Origin of the sequence: Cupriavidus metallidurans CH34 (assembly GCF_000196015.1) — a bacterium.
GTDB lineage: Bacteria > Pseudomonadota > Gammaproteobacteria > Burkholderiales > Burkholderiaceae > Cupriavidus > Cupriavidus metallidurans.
In genome coordinates, this window is sequence record NC_007974.2 from 465,766 (window position 1) to 491,694 (window position 25,929).

The window sequence follows — 25,929 nt, forward strand, 5'->3', positions numbered from 1 at the left end:
ACTCATAACAACGACAGGAGACAGGTTATGCGATCGAAGCTTCGCAGGGCGCTGCTCGGCATGACGCTGGTGCTGGCGGGCGTGTGCATGACGACGGGCGCCGTCAATGCTGCGCGAGTCTATCCAGACAGGCCAATCCGGCTCGTGGTGCCATTCCCCGCGGGTGGCGGTACTGATGTGATCGGTCGGATGCTGGCGGCGAGATTGTCCAACACGCTCAAGACCACGGTCGTGGTGGACAACGTGGTGGGCGCCACGGGCACGATCGGCACGGCTCAGGTGGCACGTGCCGCACCGGATGGTTACACGCTCGTGCTCGGGATCTCCGCCACGCACGCCATTGCGCCGTCTATCTTTCCCAAGCTGCCGTACGACCCGTTGCGCGATTTCGTGCCGATCGGCCGTATCGCCATTGGCGGCAACGTGCTGGTGGCGAATCCGAGCTTCCCTGCCCATGACCTGCGCGCGCTGATCGCCATGGCGAAGCAACCTAATGCCGATCTGACCTACGGGTCCTGGGGGCAGGGTTCCGGTGGCCATCTGGCTGGTGAAAGCCTGAACGTGTCCGCTGGCATCCATCTGCGTCATATCCCGTACAAGGGCGTGGCGCCGATGCTGACCGATGTCATGGGCGGGACGCTGCCCGTGGCGATGTCGGACCTCGCGGGTACGTTGCCGCTGATCCGCAGCGGCAAGGTGCGGGCGCTGGCCGTATCTGGATCGGAGCGCTCGGTGGCATTGCCAGATGTGCCTACGTTTGCCGAGAGCGGCGTCAGGTTCCGGCTCGACAGCTGGTTCGCGTTGTTCGCGCCGTCCCGCACGCCGGCGCCGATCGTCGAACAGCTCGACCGCGCAATGCAGGAAGCCATGCAGGACAGCGGGCTGCAGGCGCAGATCGCCAGCCTGGGCATGCGCTACGCGCCGGTTTCCCGCGCGCAGTTCACCAACCAGATGCGTGAAGACACCCGCACCTGGGCAGCACTTGTGAAGTCGAGTGGCGCCGCGCTCGAATGATCCAGAACGTTCAACCGTGAGAACCCCATGAACCATCCTGCTTCCCCGATGTTCCCCGCGCCCGTCCACACCAGCCCGCAGGAGGCGATGGTTGCCGCCGCGGCGCTACCACTGGTGATTTATGGCTATCCGCTGATCGAAACGCTGCGCACCTGCCGCCTGCAGACTTCTGTCGATGCGCCCACGCGCTATGGCCGCGCCCCGATGAACATGCTGTCCGCCAGCGCACGGCAATGGACCCACGAGGACAGGGACATCGTCACACCGGCCAATGACCTGCTGTACTTCTGCGGCTGGCTGAACCTGGCAGATGGTCCGGCAACGATTCGCGTGCCCGCATTGCCGGACGCGGACCGCTACTACGTGATCGAACTGCTGGACGCGCACACGAACAACTTCGCCAACCTTGGGCCGCGCAACGTACCAAAGGAGGGCGCCGATATCGAGATCGTCGGCCCCGGCCAGCGCGGCAGCGGCGGACAGACCGTGGAGTCGCCGACATCGCTCGTCTGGATCATCGGGCGGGTCCTCGTGACCGGCGCCGATGACCTCGCGCGTGCCTATGCGTTCGAACAGGGCTTCCAGATGGTGAAGAGCGCGGGCCCGGCGCAGCCGCCGAGCGTGGCCCAGTGGCAGGAAAGCGACGACGAAGCCGTCGACTTCTTCCAGAATCTCTATCGCGCCATGCGCGATTTCCCGCCCACGCAGCAGGAACTGGGGCTGTTCACCTTGCTGCGCAAGGTCGGGCTGCGCCTCGAGGATGATCCGGACATCGGCTCGATGCGCCCGTCGATCGTCAACGGCCTGCGCAGCGCCTACGCGCAAGCCATGGCGCTGATCGAAGCGCATACCCGCAGCCAGGGACACAAGGCGTGGGGATACAGCCTGCGACTGGGCACCTATGGCGATGACTGGCTGCTGCGCGCCTGCACGGCGATGAAGGGGCTGGGTGCCTTGCGCGCCGATGAAGCGGTGTACGCCATGGCCGATTTCGATGCCGATGGCGAACGGCTCCACGGCAACCAGGCATACGAACTGCGCTTTCCGCCTGGCATGCTGCCGCCGGCCGATGCATTCTGGTCCGTCTCGCTCTATGGCGAGGACCGCTTTTTCACGGCCAACGAACTGGGGCGCTACGCCGTGGGCGATCGCACGCCCGGACTGCGCAAGGAGCCGGACGGCACGCTGGTGATTCCCATCGGCCATGCCCGACCGGCGGAAGACGCCAACTGGCTGCCCGCGCCGTCGAGCCACTTCTATCTGATCCTGCGCCTCTACCATCCTTCCGAAGCGTTCCGGGCCGGGCAGTACACGATTCCTGCCGTGCGCCGCGTCGGCTGAGCAAGCACATCATTAGAGAACGACAGGAGACAACGAGACATGACGCAACAAGAGAACACCGCACAGCAACGCGCGCGCGATGCCGTGATCCACACGCTGCCGCTTTACGAGATGGCACGCATGCGCGCCGCCACCTGCCCGCGACGCGATCACACTGGAAGGTTCGCCGGAGACGGGCCCGAATCGACGCTACGCTGGGTCAACCACGTGATTCGCCCTCGCCAGTTGCTTGGCCCGCAGCACCGACAAGTGGTGACGCCGAACAACGACACGCTCTACACCAATGCATGGATCGATTTGTCGCGCGGCCCGGTGGTGCTGGAAGTGCCGGATTTCAACGGGCGCTACTACGTGCTGGGGCTGCTCGATTTCTATACAAATCCGTTTGGCTACATCGGCAGCCGCACGACCGGCACGAGTGCGGGTCGTTTCCTGTTGCACGGGCCGGACTGGCTCGGCACGGTACCTGCGGGGATGCGGGCTGTGGCATGTCCGACGAATGCGGTATGGATGATCGGCCGTCTGCTCGTAGACGGCGAAGCCGACCTGCCCGTGGTGCACGCGCTGCAGGATGCCATCGCGCTGCGGCAACTGGACGGCTCGCTGGCGGCGTTCGCATTCGACGTTGCGATGCAACCCGAGGAGCATCTGGGCGACGCGCGACGCTTTGCCGAGGTGGTGAATCGCGTGGTGGGAGAAAACCCGCCGCTGGGTGCGGAGGCCGCCGAGATCGCAGCCTTTGCAGAGGTTGGCATTGGCCATGGCATCGTGCCGACGCCACAGCAGATCGACCTGCTCGACGCCGCCCTGCGTGGCGTGCTGGCGGATCTTGCCGAGCCGCAGCCGTCGGACATGGGCGGCGGTTGGGCAATGTCGGTGGATGTGCGTGAGTCCTTCGGTAGCAATTACCTGCAGCGGGCACTGGTGGCCAGGAACTACATCGGCGCGTTGGGCGTGCAGGAGGCCATGTATGTCATGGCCGACCGTGGTGGCGACGGCGAACCGCTCGACGGCCGGCACGCGTACCGGCTCGATTTCGCCGCCGACAACCTGCCCGATGTCGGCGCATTCTGGTCACTGACGATGTACGACAAAGGCGATTGCATGCTGGTGCCGAACGATATCTCGCGGTACTCACTGGGCGATCGCTCGCCATCACTGACCCGTGGCGCGGACGGCAGCCTGAGCCTCTACCTTTCCGCAACGCCACCGCGTGACGAAGCGCTGCGGGGCAACTGGCTGCCCGCGCCGCCCGGACCGTTCTACGTCGCGCTGCGGTTGTACGTGCCGCAGCCCTCGCACCTGAACCGAACCTATCGCTACCCCGCCATCCAGCTGTTGGAGGTGCCAGCATGAACCCTTCGCAATTGACACGCCGCCGCCTGCTCGGCGCGATGGCGCTGGCTGGCCTGGTGCCGCCAGCCTTCGGGAACGCGTATCCGAGCAAGGCGGTGCGCTTTGTGTCGCCCTACGGGCCGGGCGGGTCGAACGATACGTCGGCGCGAATTCTGGCCGAGGTGTTGAGCCGCAAGTATGGCCAGCAGGTGGTGGTCGAGAACAAGCCGGGCGCCGGCACGCGCGTGGCGAGCGAATCCGTGGCCCACGCGGCGGCGGATGGCTACACGCTGCTGTGGGCGGCCGCACCGTTCGCAATCAACACCGGCGCAGGCTTGTCACAACGTTTCGATATCCACAAGGATTTCGTCGCCGTGGGCCCTCGCGTGCTGGGGCCGCTTTTCCTGATCGTCAACGCGAACTCTTCGGTGAAGACCGTGGCGGATTTCGTCAAGCTGGCGAAACAGAAGCCCGATGGTGTGAACTTCGCATCGCCGGGTATCGGCTCGGGGCCGCACCTGACGGCGGAACTGTTCGCATGGCAGGCCGGGTTCAAGGTGGTGAACGTGCACTACCGGGGCGATGCGACGGCCTACACGGAACTGCTGGCCGGGCGCGTCGACGCAACGCTGACCGCCATCACCACGGCGCTGCCTTTTATTCAGGCGGGCAAGCTGCGCGTGATCGCCGTGGCGGCGGAACAGCGCACGCCGGTCTATCAGGATGCGCCCACCTTCGCGGAACAAGGTGTGCCGGGCGTGGTCGGCTATGGCTGGTTCGGCATCGTCGCGCCGGCAGGTACGCCTGCGCCCATCGTGCGACAACTCAATCAGGATGCCAGTCAGGCATTGAGTGATGCGCAGGTTCGGCAAAAGCTTCTCGCGCTCGGCCTGCAACCCGAGCCTGGTAGCAGCGCCGATTTCGCCGCATTTATCGATAGCGAGGTGAAGAAGTGGGGCACGCTGGTGCGCACGCGGGGACTCGTGCTCGAGTGAGGCGGGTGGTGCCTAATGGCGCCCAGAGCGTGCGCTGATGCGCTGACAGCGGGTCAACTGTTGCTGGTAGCGGAGGGTTTCCTTGCCAGTCCTGCGCACTGACCTATCAGAGTCTGGGCACAACAGGCACTCCCGCTCCACTCGCCACGGCTGATCTTGCCGTCCGCGCCGGCGATGAGCTTGCGCTGGCAATACGCGACCGTGGGAGGCGGCTCGAGTTGCGCGTCGCGTGGACCGCTGCCCGGTGGGTGGGCGGTGGGCATTTCATCGGTCCAGACATAGGCCGTGCCGTCCGGAGCGGCCTGTACGGTCTGTGGCGGCCCCCACTGCGCCTTGGCTTGCTCGACCGGCGCCCCTTTCCAGGATTCGAAGATCCGTTGCATGGTGCCCGCCTCCAGATTGGCGCAGGCGGTGGTCAGCGCGATCGCGGCAGCGGCGATCATGCCGGTGCGGCCAGGGGAGCGTCGGGGTGGTGCAGGCATGGAGACTCCATCAGGGGCGGCAGTCCTCCCCTCGGAGACTAGGCGAGCCAGGCGCCGGCTGCCAGTGCATTTATGCGTGCTGCCGCACCGTTCGCCAGCCCGTTCGGCTGTTTTAGCTGAAGAGCCCCGGCGTCTGACTGTGCTCCGAGGCGTTTGCCGTACGCTTTCCCGCCGTGCGAGGCACGCGGGCCGCTCTGGGCTCCGGGAGGACCGGCGGCGTCAGCACGAACTCGCGTGTAGATAACAGGGGTACGGCGCTGGCCTTCAACTCCTCGATCCGCGGGGCCAGGATCTGGTAGGTATCGATGTCGAAGCGGGCCGGCGCGACCAATTGCCGGGCGGCGTCCTCAAGCGTGGGGGCCGAGCCCAGGTAGCACCAGTCTTCGATGATGTGCCAGGGGAAACGATCGCCGGAAGCTTCACGCCAGGCAATTGCTCCTGCAAACGGCCAGCGCTGGATGGCCATGGAAGCCATTGCTTCCACGGTGCGTTCCCGATGGGCCGTCTGGGATTCCTCCCCGGTGCAGGCGCCCGCGCATCGGTGCAACTGCCGCGCGAAACAAGGGCTGCCCCGGCGGGTGGTGCCTTCGAGCATCAGCGTCGCCAGGCAAAGCCGGTGTTCATCCGCCAGCGATCGCAGGCGCGCTTGCGCGGAGGCCCGGCTCGGAAATGCACCATATAGTGCGGCGTGTCGACTGAAATCGACGTGACGATCCGAACGCAGGCGCGGCGCAGGCAGCCCGTCGAGCATTTCCCAGGAGAACAGCTCGGTGTTCTGGCGCAGCAGGTGGTTGTGCAGCGGGCGCAGTGTCTTGACCAGATGCGCCTCGCTCAGCAGTGCGCCGATTTCTCCTCCGGTCTCGCGCCACTCGACGCGACGCACGGAGCGGGACAGCCGCATCTCCCTGGCGTTGCTGTGATCCCCGGCGAAGTGGGCGCGAATGCGCTGGCGCAGATGGATGCTCTTGCCAACGTAGAGCGGCACGTCGTCGTCGCCATAGAAGAGATAGACGCCCGGGCGATCCGGTACATCGTCCAATGCAGCTTCTTCCAGACCCGCTGGCAGGCTGGCGTGCTTGACCAGCGACGTTACGGCGGATTCGACCAGGTCGACCGAATAGATCTCGTGAATCTTCTGCCAGAACTGCCAGAGCAGCTCGGCATCGGCTAGCGCGCGGTGCCGACCCTTCGGCGTCAGGCCGAAGCGGGCGATCAGGGCATCCAGGCCATGGCGCTCGACGGACGGAAAGAGCGACCGGGACAGACGAAGCGTGCAAAGTACGTCCGCACGGAAGGTCACGCCAGCGCGGCGGAACTCGTTCTTCAGAAACCCATAGTCGAAGCGCGCATTGTGGGCGACGAACAGGCGGCCTTGCAGCTTCTCGGCCAGGGCTTCGGCAATCAATGCAAAGGTGGGCTGGCCGCGGACCATTTCGTCGGTGATGCCGGTCAGTCCCTGTACGAACGGTGGGATGCTGGTCAGGGGATCGACCAGCGTGTCCCATTCCTGAATGCCGTCGGGGCCGACTTCGACCACACCGATTTCGGTGATGCGGTCTCGCTGCGCGTCCGCCCCGGTTGTTTCCAGATCGACAAATACAATAGGCCGGGCAAGCGCGGCAGCAAGCGCCTGTGCATCGAGCATGCCGGGCTCGCGGCTGGTCAACTTCTCTGGAAGGTAGGTGGGCGGTTCTTGGAGGGTCATGCGGCGATTCTAATAGATAGGTAAATTCTTTTACGAAACCTCTTGCGTTCCGCGGTGTGGTCATCTAATATTCGCCCCCTCGCAACACGAAACGCACTGCAAACGCAGCAGCGACAAGGGTTGCGGGGCGGCAGTGGGTTGGGGTTGCGAGGGAATGCAGCGCTGACCGGCAGAAAAAAGTTCTGCAAAAACTGTTGACGAAACGTTGAATGCTCTGCATAATCTCGTTTCTCCGCTGCAACGAAATGACGGCAACGTCAGCGAGGCAGCGACAGCGAACCGGCAAAGCCGGGCGCTGAGGTTCTTTAACAATCAAACAACCGATAAGTGTGGGCGCTTGATGGCGAACGCCACGGTGACTTCGGTCGCTGTGATGCTTCAAAAGTTATCAGTGCTCGCACAGTAAAACATGTTGGTTGGGTTCTTCGGGGCCTGGCCAGTCAGTTTTCTGAGAGTGAGCGACCGCTCGAAAGAGCGAGGTGCTTCGGCACCACACAGAGATTGAACTGAAGAGTTTGATCCTGGCTCAGATTGAACGCTGGCGGCATGCCTTACACATGCAAGTCGAACGGCAGCGCGGACTTCGGTCTGGCGGCGAGTGGCGAACGGGTGAGTAATACATCGGAACGTACCCTGTTGTGGGGGATAACTAGTCGAAAGATTAGCTAATACCGCATACGACCTGAGGGTGAAAGTGGGGGACCGCAAGGCCTCACGCAGCAGGAGCGGCCGATGTCTGATTAGCTAGTTGGTGGGGTAAAGGCCCACCAAGGCGACGATCAGTAGCTGGTCTGAGAGGACGATCAGCCACACTGGGACTGAGACACGGCCCAGACTCCTACGGGAGGCAGCAGTGGGGAATTTTGGACAATGGGGGCAACCCTGATCCAGCAATGCCGCGTGTGTGAAGAAGGCCTTCGGGTTGTAAAGCACTTTTGTCCGGAAAGAAATCGCGCTGGTTAATACCTGGCGTGGATGACGGTACCGGAAGAATAAGCACCGGCTAACTACGTGCCAGCAGCCGCGGTAATACGTAGGGTGCGAGCGTTAATCGGAATTACTGGGCGTAAAGCGTGCGCAGGCGGTTTTGTAAGACAGGCGTGAAATCCCCGGGCTTAACCTGGGAATTGCGCTTGTGACTGCAAGGCTAGAGTGCGTCAGAGGGGGGTAGAATTCCACGTGTAGCAGTGAAATGCGTAGAGATGTGGAGGAATACCGATGGCGAAGGCAGCCCCCTGGGACGTGACTGACGCTCATGCACGAAAGCGTGGGGAGCAAACAGGATTAGATACCCTGGTAGTCCACGCCCTAAACGATGTCAACTAGTTGTTGGGGATTCATTTTCTCAGTAACGTAGCTAACGCGTGAAGTTGACCGCCTGGGGAGTACGGTCGCAAGATTAAAACTCAAAGGAATTGACGGGGACCCGCACAAGCGGTGGATGATGTGGATTAATTCGATGCAACGCGAAAAACCTTACCTACCCTTGACATGCCACTAACGAAGCAGAGATGCATTAGGTGCCCGAAAGGGAAAGTGGACACAGGTGCTGCATGGCTGTCGTCAGCTCGTGTCGTGAGATGTTGGGTTAAGTCCCGCAACGAGCGCAACCCTTGTCTCTAGTTGCTACGCAAGAGCACTCTAGAGAGACTGCCGGTGACAAACCGGAGGAAGGTGGGGATGACGTCAAGTCCTCATGGCCCTTATGGGTAGGGCTTCACACGTCATACAATGGTGCGTACAGAGGGTTGCCAACCCGCGAGGGGGAGCTAATCCCAGAAAACGCATCGTAGTCCGGATCGTAGTCTGCAACTCGACTACGTGAAGCTGGAATCGCTAGTAATCGCGGATCAGCATGCCGCGGTGAATACGTTCCCGGGTCTTGTACACACCGCCCGTCACACCATGGGAGTGGGTTTTGCCAGAAGTAGTTAGCCTAACCGCAAGGAGGGCGATTACCACGGCAGGGTTCATGACTGGGGTGAAGTCGTAACAAGGTAGCCGTATCGGAAGGTGCGGCTGGATCACCTCCTTTCTAGAGGCTTGTGTTCACAAGTCAAGCGTTCACACTTATCGGTTTGTTTGCTGTTACAGCCAAGGGTCTGTAGCTCAGGTGGTTAGAGCACCGTCTTGATAAGGCGGGGGTCGTAGGTTCAAGTCCTACCAGACCCACCAAGTTATCGCGCGGGGGATTAGCTCAGCTGGGAGAGCACCTGCTTTGCAAGCAGGGGGTCGTCGGTTCGATCCCGTCATCCTCCACCAGTACCTTGGGGTTGTAGTCAAAGACAAGAATTCAGGCGAGGCGCCTGAGTGTTTGTCTTTGGCTGTTGCCAACAGGCGTTAAGCCTGGCTGTTCTTTAACAATATGGGATGTAGTAAAGGTGTCGCGAGCGTTGATGAGACGCTGTAGTACAAACGCGATACCGGGTTGTGATTGTATCAACCAAAAAGTATTTAAAGTGATCGAAAGATGACTTGGAATACGGCACAAACGCGAGAACTCAGACCTATGGCGGTCGTGTCCGAGAGACACACTCGTTATAGGGTCAAGCGAACAAGTGCATGTGGTGGATGCCTTGGCGATTACAGGCGATGAAGGACGCGGTAGCCTGCGAAAAGCTTCGGGGAGCTGGCAAACGAGCTTTGATCCGGAGATGTCCGAATGGGGAAACCCGGCCCGAATGGGTCATCCCTGACTGAATACATAGGTCAGGGAAGCGAACGCGGCGAACTGAAACATCTAAGTAGCTGCAGGAACAGAAATCAACCGAGATTCCCAAAGTAGTGGCGAACGAAATGGGAAGAGCCTTGTACTCTTTAGCAGCATTGTTAGCAGAACGGGATGGAAAGCCCGGCCATAGCAGGTGATAGCCCTGTATGCGAAAACAGCGTTGTGGAACTAGGTGTACGACAAGTAGGGCGGGACACGTGAAATCCTGTCTGAAGATGGGGGGACCATCCTCCAAGGCTAAATACTCGTAATCGACCGATAGTGAACCAGTACCGTGAGGGAAAGGCGAAAAGAACCCCGGGAGGGGAGTGAAATAGATCCTGAAACCGCATGCATACAAACAGTCGGAGCCTGGAAACGGGTGACGGCGTACCTTTTGTATAATGGGTCAGCGACTTACATTCAGTGGCAAGCTTAACCGATTAGGGAAGGCGTAGCGAAAGCGAGTCCGAATAGGGCGTTGAGTCGCTGGGTGTAGACCCGAAACCAGATGATCTATCCATGGCCAGGTTGAAGGTGCGGTAACACGTACTGGAGGACCGAACCCACTAACGTTGAAAAGTTAGGGGATGAGCTGTGGATAGGGGTGAAAGGCTAAACAAATCTGGAAATAGCTGGTTCTCTCCGAAAACTATTTAGGTAGTGCCTCGTGTCTCACCTTCGGGGGTAGAGCACTGTCATGGTTGGGGGGTCTATTGCTGATTACCCCGCCATAGCAAACTCCGAATACCGAAGAGTGCAATCACGGGAGACAGACATCGGGTGCTAACGTCCGGTGTCAAGAGGGAAACAACCCAGACCGCCAGCTAAGGTCCCAAAGATTGGCTAAGTGGGAAACGAAGTGGGAAGGCTAAAACAGTCAGGAGGTTGGCTTAGAAGCAGCCACCCTTTAAAGAAAGCGTAATAGCTCACTGATCGAGTCGTCCTGCGCGGAAGATGTAACGGGGCTAAGCCAGTCACCGAAGCTGCGGACGCACGCAAGTGCGTGGTAGGAGAGCGTTCTGTAAGCCTGTGAAGGTGTCTTGTAAAGGATGCTGGAGGTATCAGAAGTGCGAATGCTGACATGAGTAGCGATAAAGGGGGTGAAAGGCCCCCTCGCCGTAAGCCCAAGGTTTCCTACGCAACGTTCATCGGCGTAGGGTGAGTCGGCCCCTAAGGCGAGGCAGAGATGCGTAGCTGATGGGAAGCAGGTTAATATTCCTGCACCGTCGTATGATGCGATGGGGGGACGGATCGCGGAAGGTTGTCCGGGTGTTGGAAGTCCCGGTCCCTGCATTGGAGAAGGCGCTTAGGCAAATCCGGGCGCGGAATTCAAGGATGTGGGGCGAGCGGCCTAGTGCTGCGAAGCAATTGGAAGTGGTTCCAAGAAAAGCCTCTAAGCTTCAGTCATACGAGACCGTACCGCAAACCGACACAGGTGGGCGAGATGAGTATTCTAAGGCGCTTGAGAGAACTCGGGAGAAGGAACTCGGCAAATTGGTACCGTAACTTCGGGATAAGGTACGCCCTTGTAGCTTGACTGGCCTGCGCCAGGAGGGTGAAGGGGTTGCAATAAAATGGTGGCTGCGACTGTTTAATAAAAACACAGCACTCTGCAAACACGAAAGTGGACGTATAGGGTGTGACGCCTGCCCGGTGCCGGAAGATTAAATGATGGGGTGCAAGCTCTTGATTGAAGTCCCGGTAAACGGCGGCCGTAACTATAACGGTCCTAAGGTAGCGAAATTCCTTGTCGGGTAAGTTCCGACCTGCACGAATGGCGTAACGATGGCCACACTGTCTCCTCCCGAGACTCAGCGAAGTTGAAGTGTTTGTGATGATGCAATCTCCCCGCGGCTAGACGGAAAGACCCCATGAACCTTTACTGTAGCTTTGCATTGGACTTTGAACCGATCTGTGTAGGATAGGTGGGAGGCTTTGAAGCGTGGACGCTAGTTCACGTGGAGCCGTCCTTGAAATACCACCCTGGTTTGTTTGAGGTTCTAACCTTGGCCCGTGAATCCGGGTCGGGGACAGTGCATGGTAGGCAGTTTGACTGGGGCGGTCTCCTCCCAAAGTGTAACGGAGGAGTTCGAAGGTACGCTTGGTACGGTCGGACATCGTACCTAAAGTGCAATGGCAAAAGCGTGCTTAACTGCGAGACCGACAAGTCGAGCAGGTGCGAAAGCAGGACATAGTGATCCGGTGGTTCTGAATGGAAGGGCCATCGCTCAACGGATAAAAGGTACTCTGGGGATAACAGGCTGATACCGCCCAAGAGTTCATATCGACGGCGGTGTTTGGCACCTCGATGTCGGCTCATCTCATCCTGGGGCTGTAGCCGGTCCCAAGGGTATGGCTGTTCGCCATTTAAAGAGGTACGTGAGCTGGGTTTAAAACGTCGTGAGACAGTTTGGTCCCTATCTGCCGTGGGCGTTGGAATCTTGACGGGGGCTGCTCCTAGTACGAGAGGACCGGAGTGGACGTACCGCTGGTGTACCTGTTGTCTCGCCAGAGGCATCGCAGGGTAGCTATGTACGGAAGAGATAACCGCTGAAAGCATCTAAGCGGGAAACTCGCCTGAAGATGAGGATTCCCTGGAGGCTTGACCTCCTTGAAGGGTCGTTCGAGACCAGGACGTTGATAGGCTGGGTGTGGAAGCGCAGTAATGCGTTAAGCTAACCAGTACTAATTGCCCGTAAGGCTTGATCCTATAACCAGTGTGTTTTACCTGGTGAGTGCGCCTTGTGCCCAGGTGTGCAACACAACCCAATCTTTACTACACCCAGATTCGCCGCGCTGACCTCGGGTCAGCCCGGCAACCCCTCATGCCTGGTGACCATAGCAAGTTGGAACCACTCCTTCCCATCCCGAACAGGACCGTGAAACGACTTCGCGCCGATGATAGTGCGGACTACCCGTGTGAAAGTAGGTCATCGCCAGGCTCTTATACCCAAAACCCCCAGCCCCATAAGCTGGGGGTTTTGCTTTTGCCGGCGCGGTTTGTTTGCGCAGCGTCGCCGGCGGAAACGTCTGCCAATACAACTCGAAATTCAGCACAAAGGCCCACGCCATAGCGGCGTGGGCCTTTTTATTGCGCATTTCGTAATAGCCTGTCTCACTGTCCCGCTCGCGCAAAACACCGTCCCGCGAGCATGTATCTCGGCGGTTGAAAACTCGCGCGAGCCCGCGAAATGTCGTCGGAACGCATCTATTGCGAGTATTTCACCGCATTACAGGTCGATTTCCAGTGACCCTAACTGATCTACAAACTGGTAGGATGACGCGCTATTGGCAGCATGCTTATTGAACTGATTCAAAGGCATGCTGCTCAAATGCTGCATTGCCGCAGCGGTGTGACAAAGGGTTCGGAGGAGGACCTTGTCAGCGCGCAGAGCGTTCTGGGCGACACCCGGCCGGCAAGCGTTACCGTTGAAGTCATCGCCAGCAATCTTTGGGATCCGATATCGGGCCTTGGTCTATTGTTGCGATCGGCGAGACGATGCTCACTCAGATTCGGGCACGAACTCGCGCGAATGACGGTAACAGCGATAACAGAAGATTGTGCAAGACAGTCAGAATACGGGGAGCGGGGCGGGCATCTAAGTCACCCTGCCAGCCGGACGCGTGCGCGTCCGGCGTTGTGTATTTCGAGGCCAGCTATCTGGCGAAAGCAGGGGCGAATGGCGATGACAGTCCGCTGAACCCGATAACCGACAAGTGCCGCTGGCAGGCACGCCAATTGCGTCCGCGCGTAGCGCGGTCAGCCGGTCTGGCCAACCAGGCCCCAAGAAGAACTCATCCGTTTCATCCTCGAGGATATCGCTATGCAAGCAATGCGCGCCCGGCGTGCTTTGATTCCAGGCATTCTGGCAGTTGCCGTAACAGTACTGTCTGCGTGCGGCAAGGACAACAAGCCGCCTGCGGCCCAGACGCCTGAAGTGAAAGTTGTCACGCTGAAGGACGAGAACGTTACGCTCGACAGTTCCTTGCCTGGGCGCACCATGCCCTACCGGATCGCCGAGGTTCGCCCTCAGGTCAATGGCATCCTGCAGAAGCGTCTGTTTGTCGAAGGCAGCGATGTGAAGCAGGGCCAGCAGTTGTACCAGATCGATCCGTCGACCTATGAAGCTACTGCGAAGAGCGCCGAGGCAAATCTTGAATCGGCGCGCTTGCTTGCCGAACGCTACGGCAAGCTGGTCGGAGAGGAAGCCGTCAGCAAGCAGCAGTACGCCGAGGCGCAGGCATCCTACCTGCAAGCTAAAGCCGCTGTGGACCAAGCGCATATCAATCTGCGCTACACCAAGGTCCTTTCGCCGATTTCCGGCCGTATCAGCCGATCGCTCGTCACCGAAGGCGCGCTGGTAACGAACGGCCAGGCTAACGCGCTGGCAACGATTCAGCAGCTCGATCCGATCTATGTGGATGTGACGCAGCCGTCGTCGGCAATCCTCCGCCTGCGTCGTGAACTGGCCAACGGCCAACTGCAGGGTGCCGGTGCGAATGCGGCCAAGGTTACGCTGCAGCTCGAAGATGGCAGCATCTATTCGGAGCCCGGTCGTCTCGAGTTCTCGGAAGTCGCGGTCGACCAGGGCACGGGTTCCGTGACGCTGCGCGCCGTCTTCCCGAACCCGCGCAATGAACTGCTGCCGGGCATGTTCGTTCATGCGCGTCTGGCGGAAGGCGTCAAGACTGCCGCCATCCTGGCACCGCAGCGCGGCGTCACGCGTGACCTGAAAGGACAGGCGACTTCGCTGGTGGTCAATGCCAACAACGAAGTGGAACAGCGCATTCTCTCGACCGACCGCACGGTTGGCGACAAGTGGCTCGTTACCGCGGGCCTGAAGGCCGGGGATCGCGTGATCGTCGAGGGTCTGCAGTTTGTGCGCCCGGGTGTGAAGGTCAAGGCCGCCGAAGCCGATGCGGCCACAGCCGGCCCCGTGGAGGCCTCGGCACCGAGCGCGGCGTCGGCCCCCGCGGCAAAGTCCTGAACGGGACGGACGCATGAGGATTCGCCATGTCTAATTTCTTTATCGAGCGGCCGATCTTTGCCTGGGTGATCGCGCTGGTCATCATGCTGGCCGGCGTGCTCTCCATCAGAACGCTGCCGATCAACCAGTACCCGGCGATCGCCCCGCCGACCATCGCCATCTCCGTAACCTACCCGGGCGCTTCGGCGCAAACGGTGCAGGATACGGTGGTGCAGGTGATCGAGCAGCAGCTGAATGGCCTGGATCGCCTCCGCTACATCTCGTCGGAATCGAACTCCGACGGCAGCATGACCATCACGGTCACGTTCGAGCAAGGCACCAACCCGGATATCGCGCAGGTGCAGGTGCAGAACAAGCTTGCCCTAGCCACGCCACTGTTGCCGCAGGAAGTTCAGCAGCAGGGGATTCGCGTAACCAAGTCGGTGCGTAACTTCCTGCTGATCGTGGGTCTGATTTCGACCGACCCCAACATGACGCGGGAGGATTTGTCGAACTACATCGTTTCGAACATCCAGGATCCGCTATCGCGTACCGCAGGCGTGGGCGACTTCCAGGTGTTCGGCTCGCAGTATGCGATGCGGATCTGGCTGGACCCGGCCAAGCTCAACAGCTACCAGCTCGCGCCGCTGGATGTGAGCAACGCGATCAAGGCCCAGAACGTCCAGGTGGCTTCGGGTCAGCTTGGTGGCCTGCCGGCGGTTCGCGGACAGCAGCTTAATGCGACGGTGATTGGCAAGACGCGTCTCCAGACCGCCGAGCAGTTTGGCGACATCCTGCTCAAGGTCAATCCCGACGGCTCGCAGGTGCGCCTGAAGGACGTGGCCGATGTTGCTCTGGGTGGCCAGGACTACACGATCAACGCGCAGTACAACGGTCGCCCGGCATCGGGTATCGCGATTCGCCTGGCATCCGGCGCCAACGCGCTGGAGACGGTCAAGAACATCCACAATACGCTGGCTCAGCTGGAACCGACGTTCCCGCCGGGCATCAAGGTGGTGTTCCCGTATGACACGACGCCGGTGATCTCCGACTCGATCCACGAGGTGATCAAGACGCTGCTCGAGGCAATCGTGCTCGTCTTCCTGGTGATGTATCTGTTCCTGCAGAACTTCCGCGCCACGCTGATCCCAACGATCGCGGTGCCGGTGGTGCTGCTCGGCACGTTCGGCGTGTTGGCCGCGTTTGGCTATTCGATCAACACACTGACGATGTTCGGCATGGTGCTGGCCATCGGTCTGCTGGTGGACGATGCCATCGTGGTGGTCGAGAACGTCGAGCGGGTGATGGCCGAAGACGGGCTGGGGCCAAAGGAAGCCGCACGAAAATCGATGGGGCAGATCCAGGGCGCGCTGGTTGGTATCGCGCTGGTGCTGTCCGCGGTGTTCCTGCCGATGGCGTTCTTCGGGGGCTCGACGGGTGTGATCTATCGCCAGTTCTCGATCACGATCGTTTCCGCGATGGTGCTGTCTGTGCTCGTGGCGCTTGTTCTCACGCCGGCACTGTGCGCGACGATGCTCCAGCCGATCGAGAAGGGCGATCACGGCGAGCACAAGCAGGGCTTCTTCGGCTGGTTCAACCGCAGCTTCATCCGGTCGACGCAAAGCTATGAGCGTGGGGTCTCCGGCATTCTCAAGCGCCGGGCTCCGTTCCTGCTGATCTATCTGGCGATCGTGGTGGTGATGGGATTCCTGTTCACGCGCATCCCGACCTCGTTCCTGCCGGAAGAAGATCAGGGCGTGCTGTACGCGCAGGTGCAGACACCGGCCGGCTCGTCGGCCGAGCGCACGCAGGCCGTGCTTGACCAGATGCGCAACTACCTGCTGAATGACGAAGGCAAGATCGTGGAGTCGCTCTTTACCGTGAACGGCTTCAACTTTGCCGGCCGTGGCCAGAGTTCGGGTCTCGCGTTTATTCTGCTGAAGCCGTTCAAGGATCGCGAAGGCGATGCCACGAGTGTGTTCGACCTGACCAAGCGGGCGCAGGCCAAGTTCAGCACGTTCCGCGACTCGCTGGCATTTGCCTTCGCGCCGCCGGCGGTGCAGGAACTCGGTAACGCCACGGGCTTCGACTTCTATATGCAGGATCAGGCCGGCCTGGGGCACGACGCGCTGATGAACGCGCGCAACAAGTTCCTGTCGCTCGCAGCCAAGAACCCCGCGTTGCAGCGAGTGCGTCCGAACGGCCTCAATGACGAGCCGCAGTACGTCCTCGAAATCGACGATGAGCGCGCGCGCGCGTTGGGGCTGTCTCTGGCGGACATCAACAGCACGGTGTCAATTGCCTGGGGTTCCAGCTACGTGAACGACTTCATTGACCGGGGCCGCGTCAAGCGTGTGTACCTGCAGGGTCGGCCGAACTCGCGAATGTCGCCAGAGGACCTCAACAAGTGGTTCGTGCGCAACGACAAGGGTGACATGGTGCCGTTCTCGTCGTTTGCCACGGGCAAGTGGGGCTTTGGATCGCCGAAGCTGCAGCGCTACAACGGTGTGCCGGCGGTGGAAATCCTCGGTGAGCCGGCGGCAGGCAAGAGCTCGGGTGAAGCCATGGCGGCGGTAGAGGAAATCATGAAGCAGATGCCAGCCGGCATCTCCTATTCGTGGACGGGCCTGTCGTACGAAGAACGGTTGTCGGGCTCCCAGGCACCAGCGCTGTACGCGTTGTCGCTGCTGGTGGTCTTCCTCTGTCTGGCGGCGCTGTATGAAAGCTGGTCGATTCCGTTCTCGGTGATGCTGGTGGTGCCGCTCGGGGTGATCGGCGCGCTGCTGGCTACACTCGCACGAGGACTGTCGAACGACGTGTTCTTCCAGGTGGGGCTGTTGACCACGGTGGGCCTTTCCGCGAAGAACGCGATTCTGATCGTGGAATTCGCCAAGGAACTGCACGATCACGGCAAGGGCCTCGTGGAGGCGGCGGTGGAGGCGTGCCGAATGCGTTTACGCCCCATCATCATGACCTCGATGGCGTTCATGCTGGGCGTGTTCCCGCTGGCGGTGTCGCAAGGCGCCGGCGCGGGTAGCCAGCACGCCATCGGTACCGGCGTGATCGGCGGCATGATCACCGCCACCGTGCTCGCCATCTTCTGGGTGCCGCTGTTCTTTGTCGTGGTCAGCGCGCTCAAGGAGCGGCGCGGCAAGTCCGATTCGTCCTCCCTCGAGAAGGGAGCCCAAGCATGAGAAAGACGCTACTTTGCCTGGCCGCCGTGGCGGCGCTTAGCGGCTGCAGCCTGATTCCCAACTACCAGCGGCCCGCCGCGCCGGTCGATGCGACGTTCCCACAGGGTGAGGCCTATCCGAAGACGGCTGCGGTCGATGCGTCGGTGACGGCCGTCGACCTTGGCTGGCGCGACTACTTCACCGATCCGCGCTTGCGCGAGCTGATCCAGGTCTCGCTCGACAACAACCGCGATCTGCGCGTGGCCGTGTTGAACGTGGAGGCTTATCGCGCGCAGTACCGTATCCAGCGTGCCGACCTGTTTCCACAGGTCGACGCCGCGGCGCAGGGCACGCGGCAGCGCGTGCCGGCGGATCTGTCGGCCACCGGTCAACGTGTGATCAGCAGCCAGTACGGCGTGTCGCTGGGAACCACGGCTTGGGAACTCGACCTGTTTGGCCGGTTGCGCAGCCTTAGCGAGGCCGCGTTCGAGCAGTACCTCGCGGGTGACGAGGCGCGCCGCAGCACACAGATCGCATTGGTGGCCAGCGTTGCCAATGCCTACCTGACGCTGCGCGCGGACGAGGAGCAACTCAAAGTCACGCGCGACACGCTGACTACGTACGAACGAACGTACAACCTTACGCGCCGCCGTTTCGAGGAAGGCATCGCCTCGCGGCTGGAGTTGCGCCAGTCGGAAACGCAGGTTGAAACCGCGCGGGCTTCGCTGGCGGCATACACGCGCGCGCTGGCGCAGGACACCAATGCGCTGACGCTGTTGGTGGGTTCGGGCATGCCGGCGGATCTGCCGCAAGGGTTGGGGCTGGAAGAGAAGCTCGTGGCCGAGGTGCCGGTGGGGCTGCCGTCCGATCTGCTGCAGAATCGTCCGGACATCCTTTCGGCCGAGCATCGGCTCAAGGCGGCCAACGCGGACATCGGTGCGGCGCGTGCGGCGTTTTTCCCGCGCATCACGCTGACGGCGTCGGCCGGCACGGCCAGCAGGCAGTTGTCGGACCTGTTCGCGGCCGGTCAGGGCACGTGGCTGTTCTCGCCGCAGATCGTGCTGCCGATCTTTACGGCAGGCAGTCTGCAGGCAAGCCTCGACTACGCAAAGATCCAGAAGGACATCAACGTCGCGGCATACGAGCGGACGATCCAGGGCGCCTTCCGCGAGGTGGCCGATGGACTGGCCGCACGCGGCACGTTCTCGGATCAGGTTCAGGCACAGGTGCGGCTCGTCCGGGCAAGTCAGGACTACTTCACGCTGGCTGAACATCGGTACAGTACTGGTGTGGATAGCTACCTGACATTGCTTGATGCGCAACGTCAGCTCTACAACGCGCAACAGACGCTGATCACCGATCGCCTCAACCAGCTCACCAGCGAGGTGAACCTGTACAAGGCGCTTGGCGGTGGCTGGACCGATGTCACGCACAGGCCGGAGAATGGCGCGCCAGCTGATGGGGCCGGAAGTTCGACGACCGGCAGCACGGGCGGCGGCGCAGGGTCGGCTTCGTAGGCCGTAGTCGACTGGAGCACCGGCATCGAAAGGAGGCAGTCTGTGACTGCCTCCTTTTTTATTGCCTGCCGCCAGCCAGCGGGGCTCGCGCCATCAACGCAGCAGCGTCGATTTCCCGAACAGGCTCTCCAGTAATTCGACGACCAGCTCGGCGGTCTGGTTGTGGACGTCGCGCGCTGGGTTCAGTTCGACCACGTCGATGGAGCCCAGGGCGCCGGTGTCTTCGATCATTTCCAGTGCGAGATGCGCTTCTCGATAGGTAGGGCCACCGCGAACCGCCGTGCCGACGCCCGGCGCAATCTGGCTGTCGAGGAAATCCACGTCGAAGCTGACATGCAGATGGGTATCGCCATCGATGCCCGCCAACGCCTGCTCCATTGTGGCCCTCATGCCGTTCTCGTCGATGTAGCGCATGTCGTAGACGGTCAGGCCCAACTCACGCAGCCGCTTTTTCTCCTCGGCATCGACACTGCGGATGCCGATCTGCCGAATGTTCCGGGGTGAGGTGGCGGGCGTCACGCCGCCTAGTGACACAAGCGGGGCGGGACCATCCCCGCACAGGCACGCCACCGGCATGCCATGGGTGTTCCCGGTCGGGCTGGTGCTGCCGGTGTTGGCATCGGCGTGCGCATCAAGCCAGAGCACCAAGAGCTTCTTTCCCTGCTCGCGGCAATAGCGAGCCGCGGCATTGACCGAGCCAATCGCCAGGCAGTGGTCGCCACCCATCAGCAGCGGCAACTGGCCGGTGGCCAGGGCCTGGTATGTGGCGTCCATGACCAGACGGTTCCAGGCGACAACCTCCGGCAGGTGCCGAACGCCATCCGTGGGTGGCAGGTTAGGGTTGCCAGGGCCCACGAGGTTGCCCAGATCGGTGACATCGAGGCCGTTGCGCACCAGGGCGCCGGCGATGTCCGCCACGCGCAAGGCTTCGGGGCCCATCGAGGCGCCACGGATGCTGGCGCCCACGTCGGTCGGCGCGCCAATCAGGGTGACAGGCTTCATGGGGTCTCCAGGTTCAGTGGGGACGATAGATGCCTGCCATCATGGCACGAACGGGTGTCGAACGTCAGCGAGATGCTGGCGAGATGTCGGCGAGGTCTCAGTCCGGCTTGATCGACGCCCGGGCGATGATCGGTTTCCAGCGCTTCTGCTCCTGGGCGATGAAGCTGGCGAACTCGGCGGGCGTATCGCCGACGACGATCGCCGCATCGGCGGTCATGCGGCTTGACGCCGCCGGGCTGCGCACGCTCTTTGCGCTGGCTGCGGCCAGCTTGTCGACGGCGGCCTTCGACATCGACGACGGCGCAAGGATGCCATACCACTGGGTCATCTCGAATCCCGGGTAGCCCTGCTCGGCGACAGTCGGCACATCCGGCAATTGCGGAATGCGCTGCGCGGAGCCCGTGGCGATGCAGCGCAGCTTGCCGGACTTGATGAAGGGCAGGATCGCCGGCGCGCCGACGGCCGCCGCCTCCAGCCGGCCGGACAGCAGGTCCGTGATCTGCGGGCCGCTGCCACGGTACGGCACGTGCAGCACGAAGATGCCAGCCGCTTCCTTCAGGTACTCGAATGCGAGGTGGCCTGCACTGCCGTTGCCCGCAGAGCCGTAGTTGAGCTTGCCGGGCTTGCTCTTTGCCAGCGCCACGAACTCCTTGAGGTTCTTCGCGGGCACATCGGGATGTACTACGTACAGGCTCGGCACCTTGGCCAGCAGCGACACTGGCGTGAAGTCCTTGTTCACGTCGTATGGCAGCTTCGGAAAGATGAAGGGGTTCACCGCCAGCGTACCGATGTGACCCAGGATGATGGTGTGCTGATCGTCCGCGCGGGCCACTTCGCCCATCGCCACATTGCCCGCGCCGCCCGGCTTGTTTTCGACGAAGACCGACACGCCCAGTTGCGAGGTCAGTTCGGCGGCTACGGAGCGCGCGATGATCTCGGAACTGCCGCCGGGCGCGAACGGCACGACGAAGCGGATCGTCTTGGACGGCCACGTCTGCGCGCGCGACAGGCTCGGGAGCATTGCGGCGGCAGCCAGCGCACCCGTTGCGCCAAGGACCCGTCGACGCGAGGAATCAAACTGGGACATATCATCTCTCTCAGAGTTTTATCGTTCTATGGAAGGCCAGGACGGCCTGGGACAGTCCGCCGGAGGCTCCGGCAGGCCTGCTTACTTGATGAGGTCGAACTCGCGCGCGAGCCGCCTGTATTCGCGAACCTTGTTCTGGACGTAGGTGTCCAGCTCCGACCCGGACATCGTGTGCGTGAGCACGAGATTCGATGGATGCGCGAGCACGGTAATTGATGGTCGGCTGCGGCACCGTCCATCACCAATGTTGCGTGCCGTCGGGCAACGCTGATGGACGTGGCGATCTATCGCGGTGGACCGGATGCGGAGCAGCGGCACTGATGTAACAAGGGGCCCGGCGGGCCCCTTGTTACTGGATCAGAAGTCGTTATCTGCGAGATCGCCAAGGCCATCAGGATGCTCCTGCCGATCTTCGGCCAGCCACTGGGCCAAGGCCAATTGATAGTGAGCATGCAGACGGTCGCGCAGATCGTCGAGCAATTCGATCACAGCCCAGGCCTGCGCGGGCGTCCAGTTGGCATCAATGAGCAGGGGCAGCCCCTGGGCGATGCCGGATGGCTGGTGGAAGGTCATGGTGATGTCGTCGTTGTGTTGATGGACGTGGCGGCGATGGCCAACGGCGCCACTCACCGCCTGGCGCGGCGGTTCAGGGTTGCGCTGTAGGTTTCCAGATAGAGCTTCTCGTCGATCTGCGGTAGCTCCCGCTGCGCGGCCTGGGCCAGAAGCTCGCCCGCCAGGTTCATCAGGATGCGGTAATTGCCGGCGGCGTGCTCACACAGGGTCTGGCGCAATGGCATGGTCATCAGGGTGGCGTTGCCGGCGGCGGCCAGCAAGTGGTCCAGGCAGGCCTGCAGCTCGTCGATGCTCGCACTCTCCAGCGCCAGACGGCAGCGGATGCGGCTGCCCAGCGGGATCAGGTCCTCGCGGCTGAACTTCTCCGGCAGGCGAGCGTCGCCGGCAAGCACCACGCACAGCAGCAATTGCGAGTCGAAGCGTGCCTGTGCGAGCAGGCGCAGTTCCGAGAGGGCTGGCACCGCCATCTCCTGGGCTTCATCGATGAGCAGCACGCAGCGGCGGCGGCTGGCCTCCATGTGGGTGAGCCAGCGCTCGCGCAGCGCCTTGAAGCCGCCCCAGCGATTGTGGGGCTTGAGCGGTACGGTAAAGATGTCGCTGAGCTCGCGATAGAAGTCCGCCAGATTGCTCTGTGGGTGAGCGATCGAGCCGACCATCAGATCGGGGACGCGCATGAGGCGCTGATGGAGCAGGCGCAGCGTGACGCTCTTGCCGCAACCGGGGTCGCCATGCACCATGGCGAAGCCGCCTTCGCGGGCCATACCGTTCTCAATGCGCCAGCAGAAGTGATCGAGCTTGGGTGGCACGAACACGGCCTCGACGGGGATGTCCTGGGCGAAGGGGTTGAACTTCAGACCGTACAAGGCCAGCAGGTTGGGTTGATTCATAGCTTGGTGGGTGCGGGTGGGAGATAGGCCGGCGGCAGGCCGGTGGCGGCGTGTTCGGCGAGCAACTGACGCAGCAGCGGCGCAGTGCCAGCCTGCGCGGGTTCCTCGTTAGCAGGCGAGGCACCCTTGGCCGTGAGATGCGCGCGCCGTGCGTCGGCATTGGCAGACTTGTCCAGCGGGAACACGGCGGCCAGGATCGCGCCGATGCGCGCATCGATCAGGTCGACTTGGGAGAGATCCCAGCGCGCGTAGCTCAGGCAGACTTGCTCGAGGTGGCGGTAAGCGCCGGGGATCTCGAAGCGCACGCCGTCCAACGTGAAGGTGCCGTCGGTTCTGCGCTGGCGGCGATGCTGGCGGATACGGAAGGCCCGGCGCAAGGCCAGCGCCTCGGGACTGGGGCGCGAGACGTCGGCACAGGACAGGTAGCGCTGCAGAGGCGTCGCCTCGAGTTCGGCGTGTTCCTTGTGGTGGTATTCCTGCTCGACCCAGGCCTGCGTGGCGAGGTTCAATTGCTCCAGGGTGAGGTGCGACTCACCTTCGAGCATGGCCATCAGCCGGGACTCGAGCTGTCCCCAGAAGCGTTCCTGCTTGGCATTCTGGTATGGGCTGTAGGGCAAGGTAGTCTGGTGCAGGATGCCCAGACTGGCCAGCCCCTCGACGAACTCGTCGGCCATCATGGCTGCGCCGTTATCGGTCATGATGGCCCGCGGCAGCCCTCGCTTCATGATCGCCTGCGAGACGCCGTGCACCAGCGAGGCAGTGGTCTCGTCGAGGAACCACTGCAGGTGGCAGACCAGCCGCGAATGGTCGTCCATAATGCAGAGCAGCAGCGGCTTGTGCCACTGCCCATCGGGGGTGAGCACCTTGCGCGAACCATGGTGGAAGTCCAGGTGCCAGAGCGCGGCCACGTGGTCGACCTCGTAGCTACGCACCTCGCGTGCCTCGCGGCGAGCCGCAGCAGCGATGGCCCCATCCGTGCTCGAGCGCGGGGTTGGCTTGCGCACCAGACCCTGCGCCTTCAGATACCGGCACACCGTGGTGTAGGACGGCAGCGTGTCCGGGCCATCCTTGGTCGCGACGCGCAGGTTGTCGTAATGCAACTGCATGGTCCAGCCGGGGTGCTGACGGTACTGCTCGACCAGCGCTTCGATGATGGCTGGGCTCAGACTGACGAAGTGGCCGCAATCGTCGCGCAGTCGGTTCTTGAGTTGATCGACCGGATCCTGGACGTGACGGGCCCGGTAATACCAGCGTTCGATGGAAGACGCGCCGAACTGAACGTCGGCGCCGGTGATGGGGTGCCGCCAGACCTTGGCGGCCAGTGCCTGGAACGCTTGCTGCAATTCTCCTTTGGCAGGCGGCGAAGCCAGCAAAGGGCCAATGACCGAGAAGCGCAAGCGCGCCCATCGGTTGCGATGATCAATCGATAGTGACATGACTCTCCGTTGGGGGGATAACGGGAGCAGGCTACGGGCAGTGCGGGTGACCCGCCATCGACATGTTCTGCGGGAGATTCCCCTATCTGGCGCATCCCTCAGCCAGCGTGGTCAGGCCGGGCCCAGCAGCAGAAGCAACACCGCGGCCAGACGCTCGTCTTCGCTGTCGTGCTCGACCGATTGCAGCAGGCAGTCGGGATAGATGAACGGCTCGGGCGTTGGCGGGATGAGGCCACGCAGCCACCGACCGACGGGGGTCTTGGGGAAGGTCTCGGTCCACCACTGACGCCAGCGCTTGAGCGTGGCCCAACTGATCGCCGGCAGGCCGTCCAGGCAGGCGCCAGTGGCACGGCTCGATCGCAGTACCAGGACAATGGCCAGCCAGACACGCCGGCCGAGAAAGCGCACCGAATCGGGCGTCATGCGTTTGCGGCATCCGGCACAGCACAGGCTCAGGCGCGTATTGCAGTCCGGGTGTGCTGCCGGTGGGCATCCGCGCGGCTTACGCGGATAGTTGGCACTGTGCAGCACAGAGCCGCAATGGCAGCAGCCCCTGTCTCGCGCCACCTTCATCAAGTCTTCGTCGATCCGGCGCAACAGGGCAAAAAACGCTGGCGTTTGTAGCAAGGCATGGCACACTGCTGAGGTCTCCTTCATTGCTCGACACAATAAAGGCGACATCTTCCCTCAGGCGCGTGCATGCACGCTCCCTGAGGGAACCCCTCCAGCGTCCATCACCGTTCTTGCTCAAATCCCCACGCTTTCGGCATCACGAAAGCTGCTTATGCACAACATCGGGGTGGGCACGATGCCGTGCGTTTCCAGTGCCTGCACGTATGCACGGGTGCCGGCCGCCCGCTGCAGCGCGTTGCCCCAGCGACGCAGGTCGTGCTCGGCGACCTTCGGTCCCATGTAGAAGCCGCGCACGATGGGCCATTGCACGTCGAGCCCCTGTTCCTTCGCGGTGGGAATCGACGCGAAGCGGCCCGGCAGGCGTTGATCCGACAGCACGGCCAGCACGCGAATCCTGTGCGTCTCGATCAAGTCGACGGCCTCGCCGATATCACCGGGAACGGCCTGCACATGTCCCGTCATCAGCGCGGTCATCGCCTCGCCGCCACCTTCGAACGCCACATAGCGCATGGCGTTACGGTCCAGCCCTGCTTGCCGGGCAAGCAGGGTTGCCTTCATCCAGTCCTGGCTGCCCGCGGAGCCGCCGATGCCGAACAGCACTTTGCGCGGGTCGGCCTTCATTGCGGTCACAAGGTCCTTCAGGGTCAGGTACGGCGAACGGGCGTCGACGGCGATCATGCCGTGGTCGACGCCAATCGCGACCAGCCACTTGACGCTGTCGGGCCCGTACTTGCTGAACTTGCCGCTGGCCAGGTTCAGTAGCGCGCCGCTCGAGAACGCCACGATGGTGTTGGCATCATCGGGAGACTGCTCCACCACGGCATCGAACATGACCGCGCCGATCCCGCCGGGCCGATAGTCGATCTGCAAGCGTGCGGGCAGTGCCCTGGCCTCGTCCAGCCCAAGCTTCGCGATCCTGCACGTCAGGTCGTAGCCGCCGCCTGGCCTGGCCGGCGCGATGCACCGCGGTTGCGGCATTTCCGCCTGCGCTGCGTGGGCGGTCTGCACACCGCCTATCAGCAACAGGGCGAACAGGTATAGCGTTCGCACTGGACTGTCTCCCATTTTT

17 protein-coding genes, 2 tRNA genes and 3 rRNA genes are annotated in these 25,929 nt (G+C 62.1%); 12 read left to right on the top strand and 10 right to left on the bottom strand.

Features of this window, described 5'->3' with window-relative positions:
* Positions 1 to 27: 27 nt before the first annotated feature.
* From RMET_RS20280 to RMET_RS20295, 4 genes are read left to right on the top strand one after another with little or no spacing between them, the layout of a single operon-like run.
* The gene (locus RMET_RS20280) at positions 28 to 1,014 is read left to right on the top strand and encodes a Bug family tripartite tricarboxylate transporter substrate binding protein (RefSeq protein WP_011518432.1); all 987 of its coding nucleotides are present in this window, start codon (positions 28 to 30) and stop codon (positions 1,012 to 1,014) included.
* A 27-nt stretch (positions 1,015 to 1,041) separates the two neighbouring features.
* Positions 1,042 to 2,355 carry a DUF1254 domain-containing protein gene (locus tag RMET_RS20285; protein WP_011518433.1) on the top strand — a complete coding sequence of 438 codons (1,314 nt, stop codon included), beginning with the start codon at positions 1,042 to 1,044 and terminating at the stop codon, positions 2,353 to 2,355.
* Between the two features lie 39 nt (positions 2,356 to 2,394).
* Positions 2,395 to 3,711 carry a DUF1254 domain-containing protein gene (locus RMET_RS20290; RefSeq protein ID WP_011518434.1) on the top strand — a complete coding sequence of 439 codons (1,317 nt, stop codon included), beginning with the start codon at positions 2,395 to 2,397 and terminating at the stop codon, positions 3,709 to 3,711.
* A complete protein-coding gene (locus tag RMET_RS20295) occupies positions 3,708 to 4,685 on the top strand; it encodes a Bug family tripartite tricarboxylate transporter substrate binding protein (protein WP_011518435.1) in 978 nt (325 codons plus the stop codon). The genes RMET_RS20290 and RMET_RS20295 overlap by 4 nt, the downstream gene beginning before the upstream one ends.
* Before the next feature lie 53 nt (positions 4,686 to 4,738).
* Here the strand turns inward: RMET_RS20295 and RMET_RS20300 are convergent, their stop codons facing one another.
* Positions 4,739 to 5,167 (bottom strand): hypothetical protein, encoded by a 429-nt coding sequence (locus RMET_RS20300; protein ID WP_011518436.1) that lies wholly within the window; start codon positions 5,165 to 5,167, stop codon positions 4,739 to 4,741.
* Between the two features lie 112 nt (positions 5,168 to 5,279).
* Positions 5,280 to 6,872 (bottom strand): 3'-5' exonuclease family protein, encoded by a 1,593-nt coding sequence (locus tag RMET_RS20305; RefSeq protein WP_011518437.1) that lies wholly within the window; start codon positions 6,870 to 6,872, stop codon positions 5,280 to 5,282.
* A 503-nt stretch (positions 6,873 to 7,375) separates the two neighbouring features.
* Here RMET_RS20305 and RMET_RS20310 point away from each other — a divergent pair.
* From RMET_RS20310 to RMET_RS20345, 8 genes are all read left to right on the top strand, one after another.
* Positions 7,376 to 8,907: ribosomal RNA gene (locus tag RMET_RS20310) — 16S ribosomal RNA — on the top strand.
* A 63-nt stretch (positions 8,908 to 8,970) separates the two neighbouring features.
* Positions 8,971 to 9,047 (top strand) — tRNA-Ile (locus RMET_RS20315).
* 11 nt (positions 9,048 to 9,058) lie between these two features.
* Positions 9,059 to 9,134, top strand: a tRNA-Ala gene (locus RMET_RS20320).
* A 282-nt stretch (positions 9,135 to 9,416) separates the two neighbouring features.
* Positions 9,417 to 12,295, top strand: a 23S ribosomal RNA gene (locus RMET_RS20325).
* A gap of 118 nt (positions 12,296 to 12,413) precedes the next feature.
* Positions 12,414 to 12,527 (top strand): 5S ribosomal RNA (gene rrf, locus RMET_RS20330).
* The 16S, 23S and 5S rRNA genes sit together here with 2 tRNA genes alongside, the layout of an rRNA operon.
* Before the next feature lie 882 nt (positions 12,528 to 13,409).
* Positions 13,410 to 14,573, top strand: coding sequence for an efflux RND transporter periplasmic adaptor subunit (locus tag RMET_RS20335; RefSeq protein ID WP_011518439.1), 1,164 nt, complete (start codon positions 13,410 to 13,412; stop codon positions 14,571 to 14,573).
* Positions 14,574 to 14,599: 26 nt separating this feature from the next.
* Positions 14,600 to 17,746 (top strand): efflux RND transporter permease subunit, encoded by a 3,147-nt coding sequence (locus tag RMET_RS20340; protein WP_011518440.1) that lies wholly within the window; start codon positions 14,600 to 14,602, stop codon positions 17,744 to 17,746.
* The gene (locus RMET_RS20345) at positions 17,743 to 19,242 is read left to right on the top strand and encodes an AdeC/AdeK/OprM family multidrug efflux complex outer membrane factor (protein WP_011518441.1); all 1,500 of its coding nucleotides are present in this window, start codon (positions 17,743 to 17,745) and stop codon (positions 19,240 to 19,242) included. Before RMET_RS20340 ends, RMET_RS20345 begins: the two co-directional genes overlap by 4 nt.
* Before the next feature lie 93 nt (positions 19,243 to 19,335).
* On the opposite strand, the gene rocF is transcribed toward RMET_RS20345, so the two are convergent.
* The 8 genes from rocF to RMET_RS20380 all read right to left on the bottom strand — a co-directional run bounded on the left by rocF (position 19,336) and on the right by RMET_RS20380 (position 25,910).
* Positions 19,336 to 20,244: an arginase gene (gene rocF / locus RMET_RS20350; RefSeq protein WP_011518442.1), complete on the bottom strand. Its 909-nt coding sequence runs from the start codon at positions 20,242 to 20,244 to the stop codon at positions 19,336 to 19,338.
* Positions 20,245 to 20,341: 97 nt separating this feature from the next.
* Positions 20,342 to 21,331, bottom strand: a complete 990-nt coding sequence (locus RMET_RS20355) for a Bug family tripartite tricarboxylate transporter substrate binding protein (RefSeq protein ID WP_011518443.1) — start codon at positions 21,329 to 21,331, stop codon at positions 20,342 to 20,344.
* Between the two features lie 81 nt (positions 21,332 to 21,412).
* Complete coding sequence (locus RMET_RS34385) at positions 21,413 to 21,538, bottom strand: hypothetical protein (RefSeq protein ID WP_268895914.1); 126 nt, start codon at positions 21,536 to 21,538, stop codon at positions 21,413 to 21,415.
* A gap of 150 nt (positions 21,539 to 21,688) precedes the next feature.
* Positions 21,689 to 21,904: a hypothetical protein gene (locus RMET_RS20360; protein ID WP_011229369.1), complete on the bottom strand. Its 216-nt coding sequence runs from the start codon at positions 21,902 to 21,904 to the stop codon at positions 21,689 to 21,691.
* 53 nt (positions 21,905 to 21,957) lie between these two features.
* Positions 21,958 to 22,791 (bottom strand): ExeA family protein, encoded by an 834-nt coding sequence (locus tag RMET_RS20365; protein ID WP_008651548.1) that lies wholly within the window; start codon positions 22,789 to 22,791, stop codon positions 21,958 to 21,960.
* Positions 22,788 to 24,227, bottom strand: a complete 1,440-nt coding sequence (locus RMET_RS20370; protein WP_008651549.1) for an IS481 family transposase — start codon at positions 24,225 to 24,227, stop codon at positions 22,788 to 22,790. Before RMET_RS20370 ends, RMET_RS20365 begins: the two co-directional genes overlap by 4 nt.
* 111 nt (positions 24,228 to 24,338) lie before the next feature.
* On the bottom strand, positions 24,339 to 24,884 hold the full coding sequence (locus tag RMET_RS32565) for a transposase (RefSeq protein WP_124682078.1): 546 nt from the start codon (positions 24,882 to 24,884) through the stop codon (positions 24,339 to 24,341).
* Between the two features lie 90 nt (positions 24,885 to 24,974).
* Positions 24,975 to 25,910 carry a tripartite tricarboxylate transporter substrate binding protein gene (locus RMET_RS20380; protein ID WP_011518444.1) on the bottom strand — a complete coding sequence of 312 codons (936 nt, stop codon included), beginning with the start codon at positions 25,908 to 25,910 and terminating at the stop codon, positions 24,975 to 24,977.
* Between the last annotated feature and the right edge of the window lie 19 nt (positions 25,911 to 25,929).

Coding starts and splice junctions, on each gene's coding strand:
- RMET_RS20345 (WP_011518441.1), top strand. CDS start 17,743: ATGAGAAAGACGCTACTTTGCCTGGCCGCCGTGGCGGCGCTTAGCGGC.
- RMET_RS20295 (WP_011518435.1), top strand. CDS start 3,708: ATGAACCCTTCGCAATTGACACGCCGCCGCCTGCTCGGCGCGATGGCG.
- rocF (WP_011518442.1), bottom strand. CDS start 20,244: ATGAAGCCTGTCACCCTGATTGGCGCGCCGACCGACGTGGGCGCCAGC.
- RMET_RS20340 (WP_011518440.1), top strand. CDS start 14,600: ATGTCTAATTTCTTTATCGAGCGGCCGATCTTTGCCTGGGTGATCGCG.
- RMET_RS20355 (WP_011518443.1), bottom strand. CDS start 21,331: ATGTCCCAGTTTGATTCCTCGCGTCGACGGGTCCTTGGCGCAACGGGT.
- RMET_RS20335 (WP_011518439.1), top strand. CDS start 13,410: ATGCAAGCAATGCGCGCCCGGCGTGCTTTGATTCCAGGCATTCTGGCA.
- RMET_RS20300 (WP_011518436.1), bottom strand. CDS start 5,167: ATGCCTGCACCACCCCGACGCTCCCCTGGCCGCACCGGCATGATCGCC.
- RMET_RS20290 (WP_011518434.1), top strand. CDS start 2,395: ATGACGCAACAAGAGAACACCGCACAGCAACGCGCGCGCGATGCCGTG.
- RMET_RS32565 (WP_124682078.1), bottom strand. CDS start 24,884: ATGAAGGAGACCTCAGCAGTGTGCCATGCCTTGCTACAAACGCCAGCG.
- RMET_RS20360 (WP_011229369.1), bottom strand. CDS start 21,904: ATGACCTTCCACCAGCCATCCGGCATCGCCCAGGGGCTGCCCCTGCTC.
- RMET_RS20305 (WP_011518437.1), bottom strand. CDS start 6,872: ATGACCCTCCAAGAACCGCCCACCTACCTTCCAGAGAAGTTGACCAGC.
- RMET_RS20280 (WP_011518432.1), top strand. CDS start 28: ATGCGATCGAAGCTTCGCAGGGCGCTGCTCGGCATGACGCTGGTGCTG.
- RMET_RS20285 (WP_011518433.1), top strand. CDS start 1,042: ATGAACCATCCTGCTTCCCCGATGTTCCCCGCGCCCGTCCACACCAGC.
- RMET_RS20370 (WP_008651549.1), bottom strand. CDS start 24,227: ATGTCACTATCGATTGATCATCGCAACCGATGGGCGCGCTTGCGCTTC.
- RMET_RS20365 (WP_008651548.1), bottom strand. CDS start 22,791: ATGAATCAACCCAACCTGCTGGCCTTGTACGGTCTGAAGTTCAACCCC.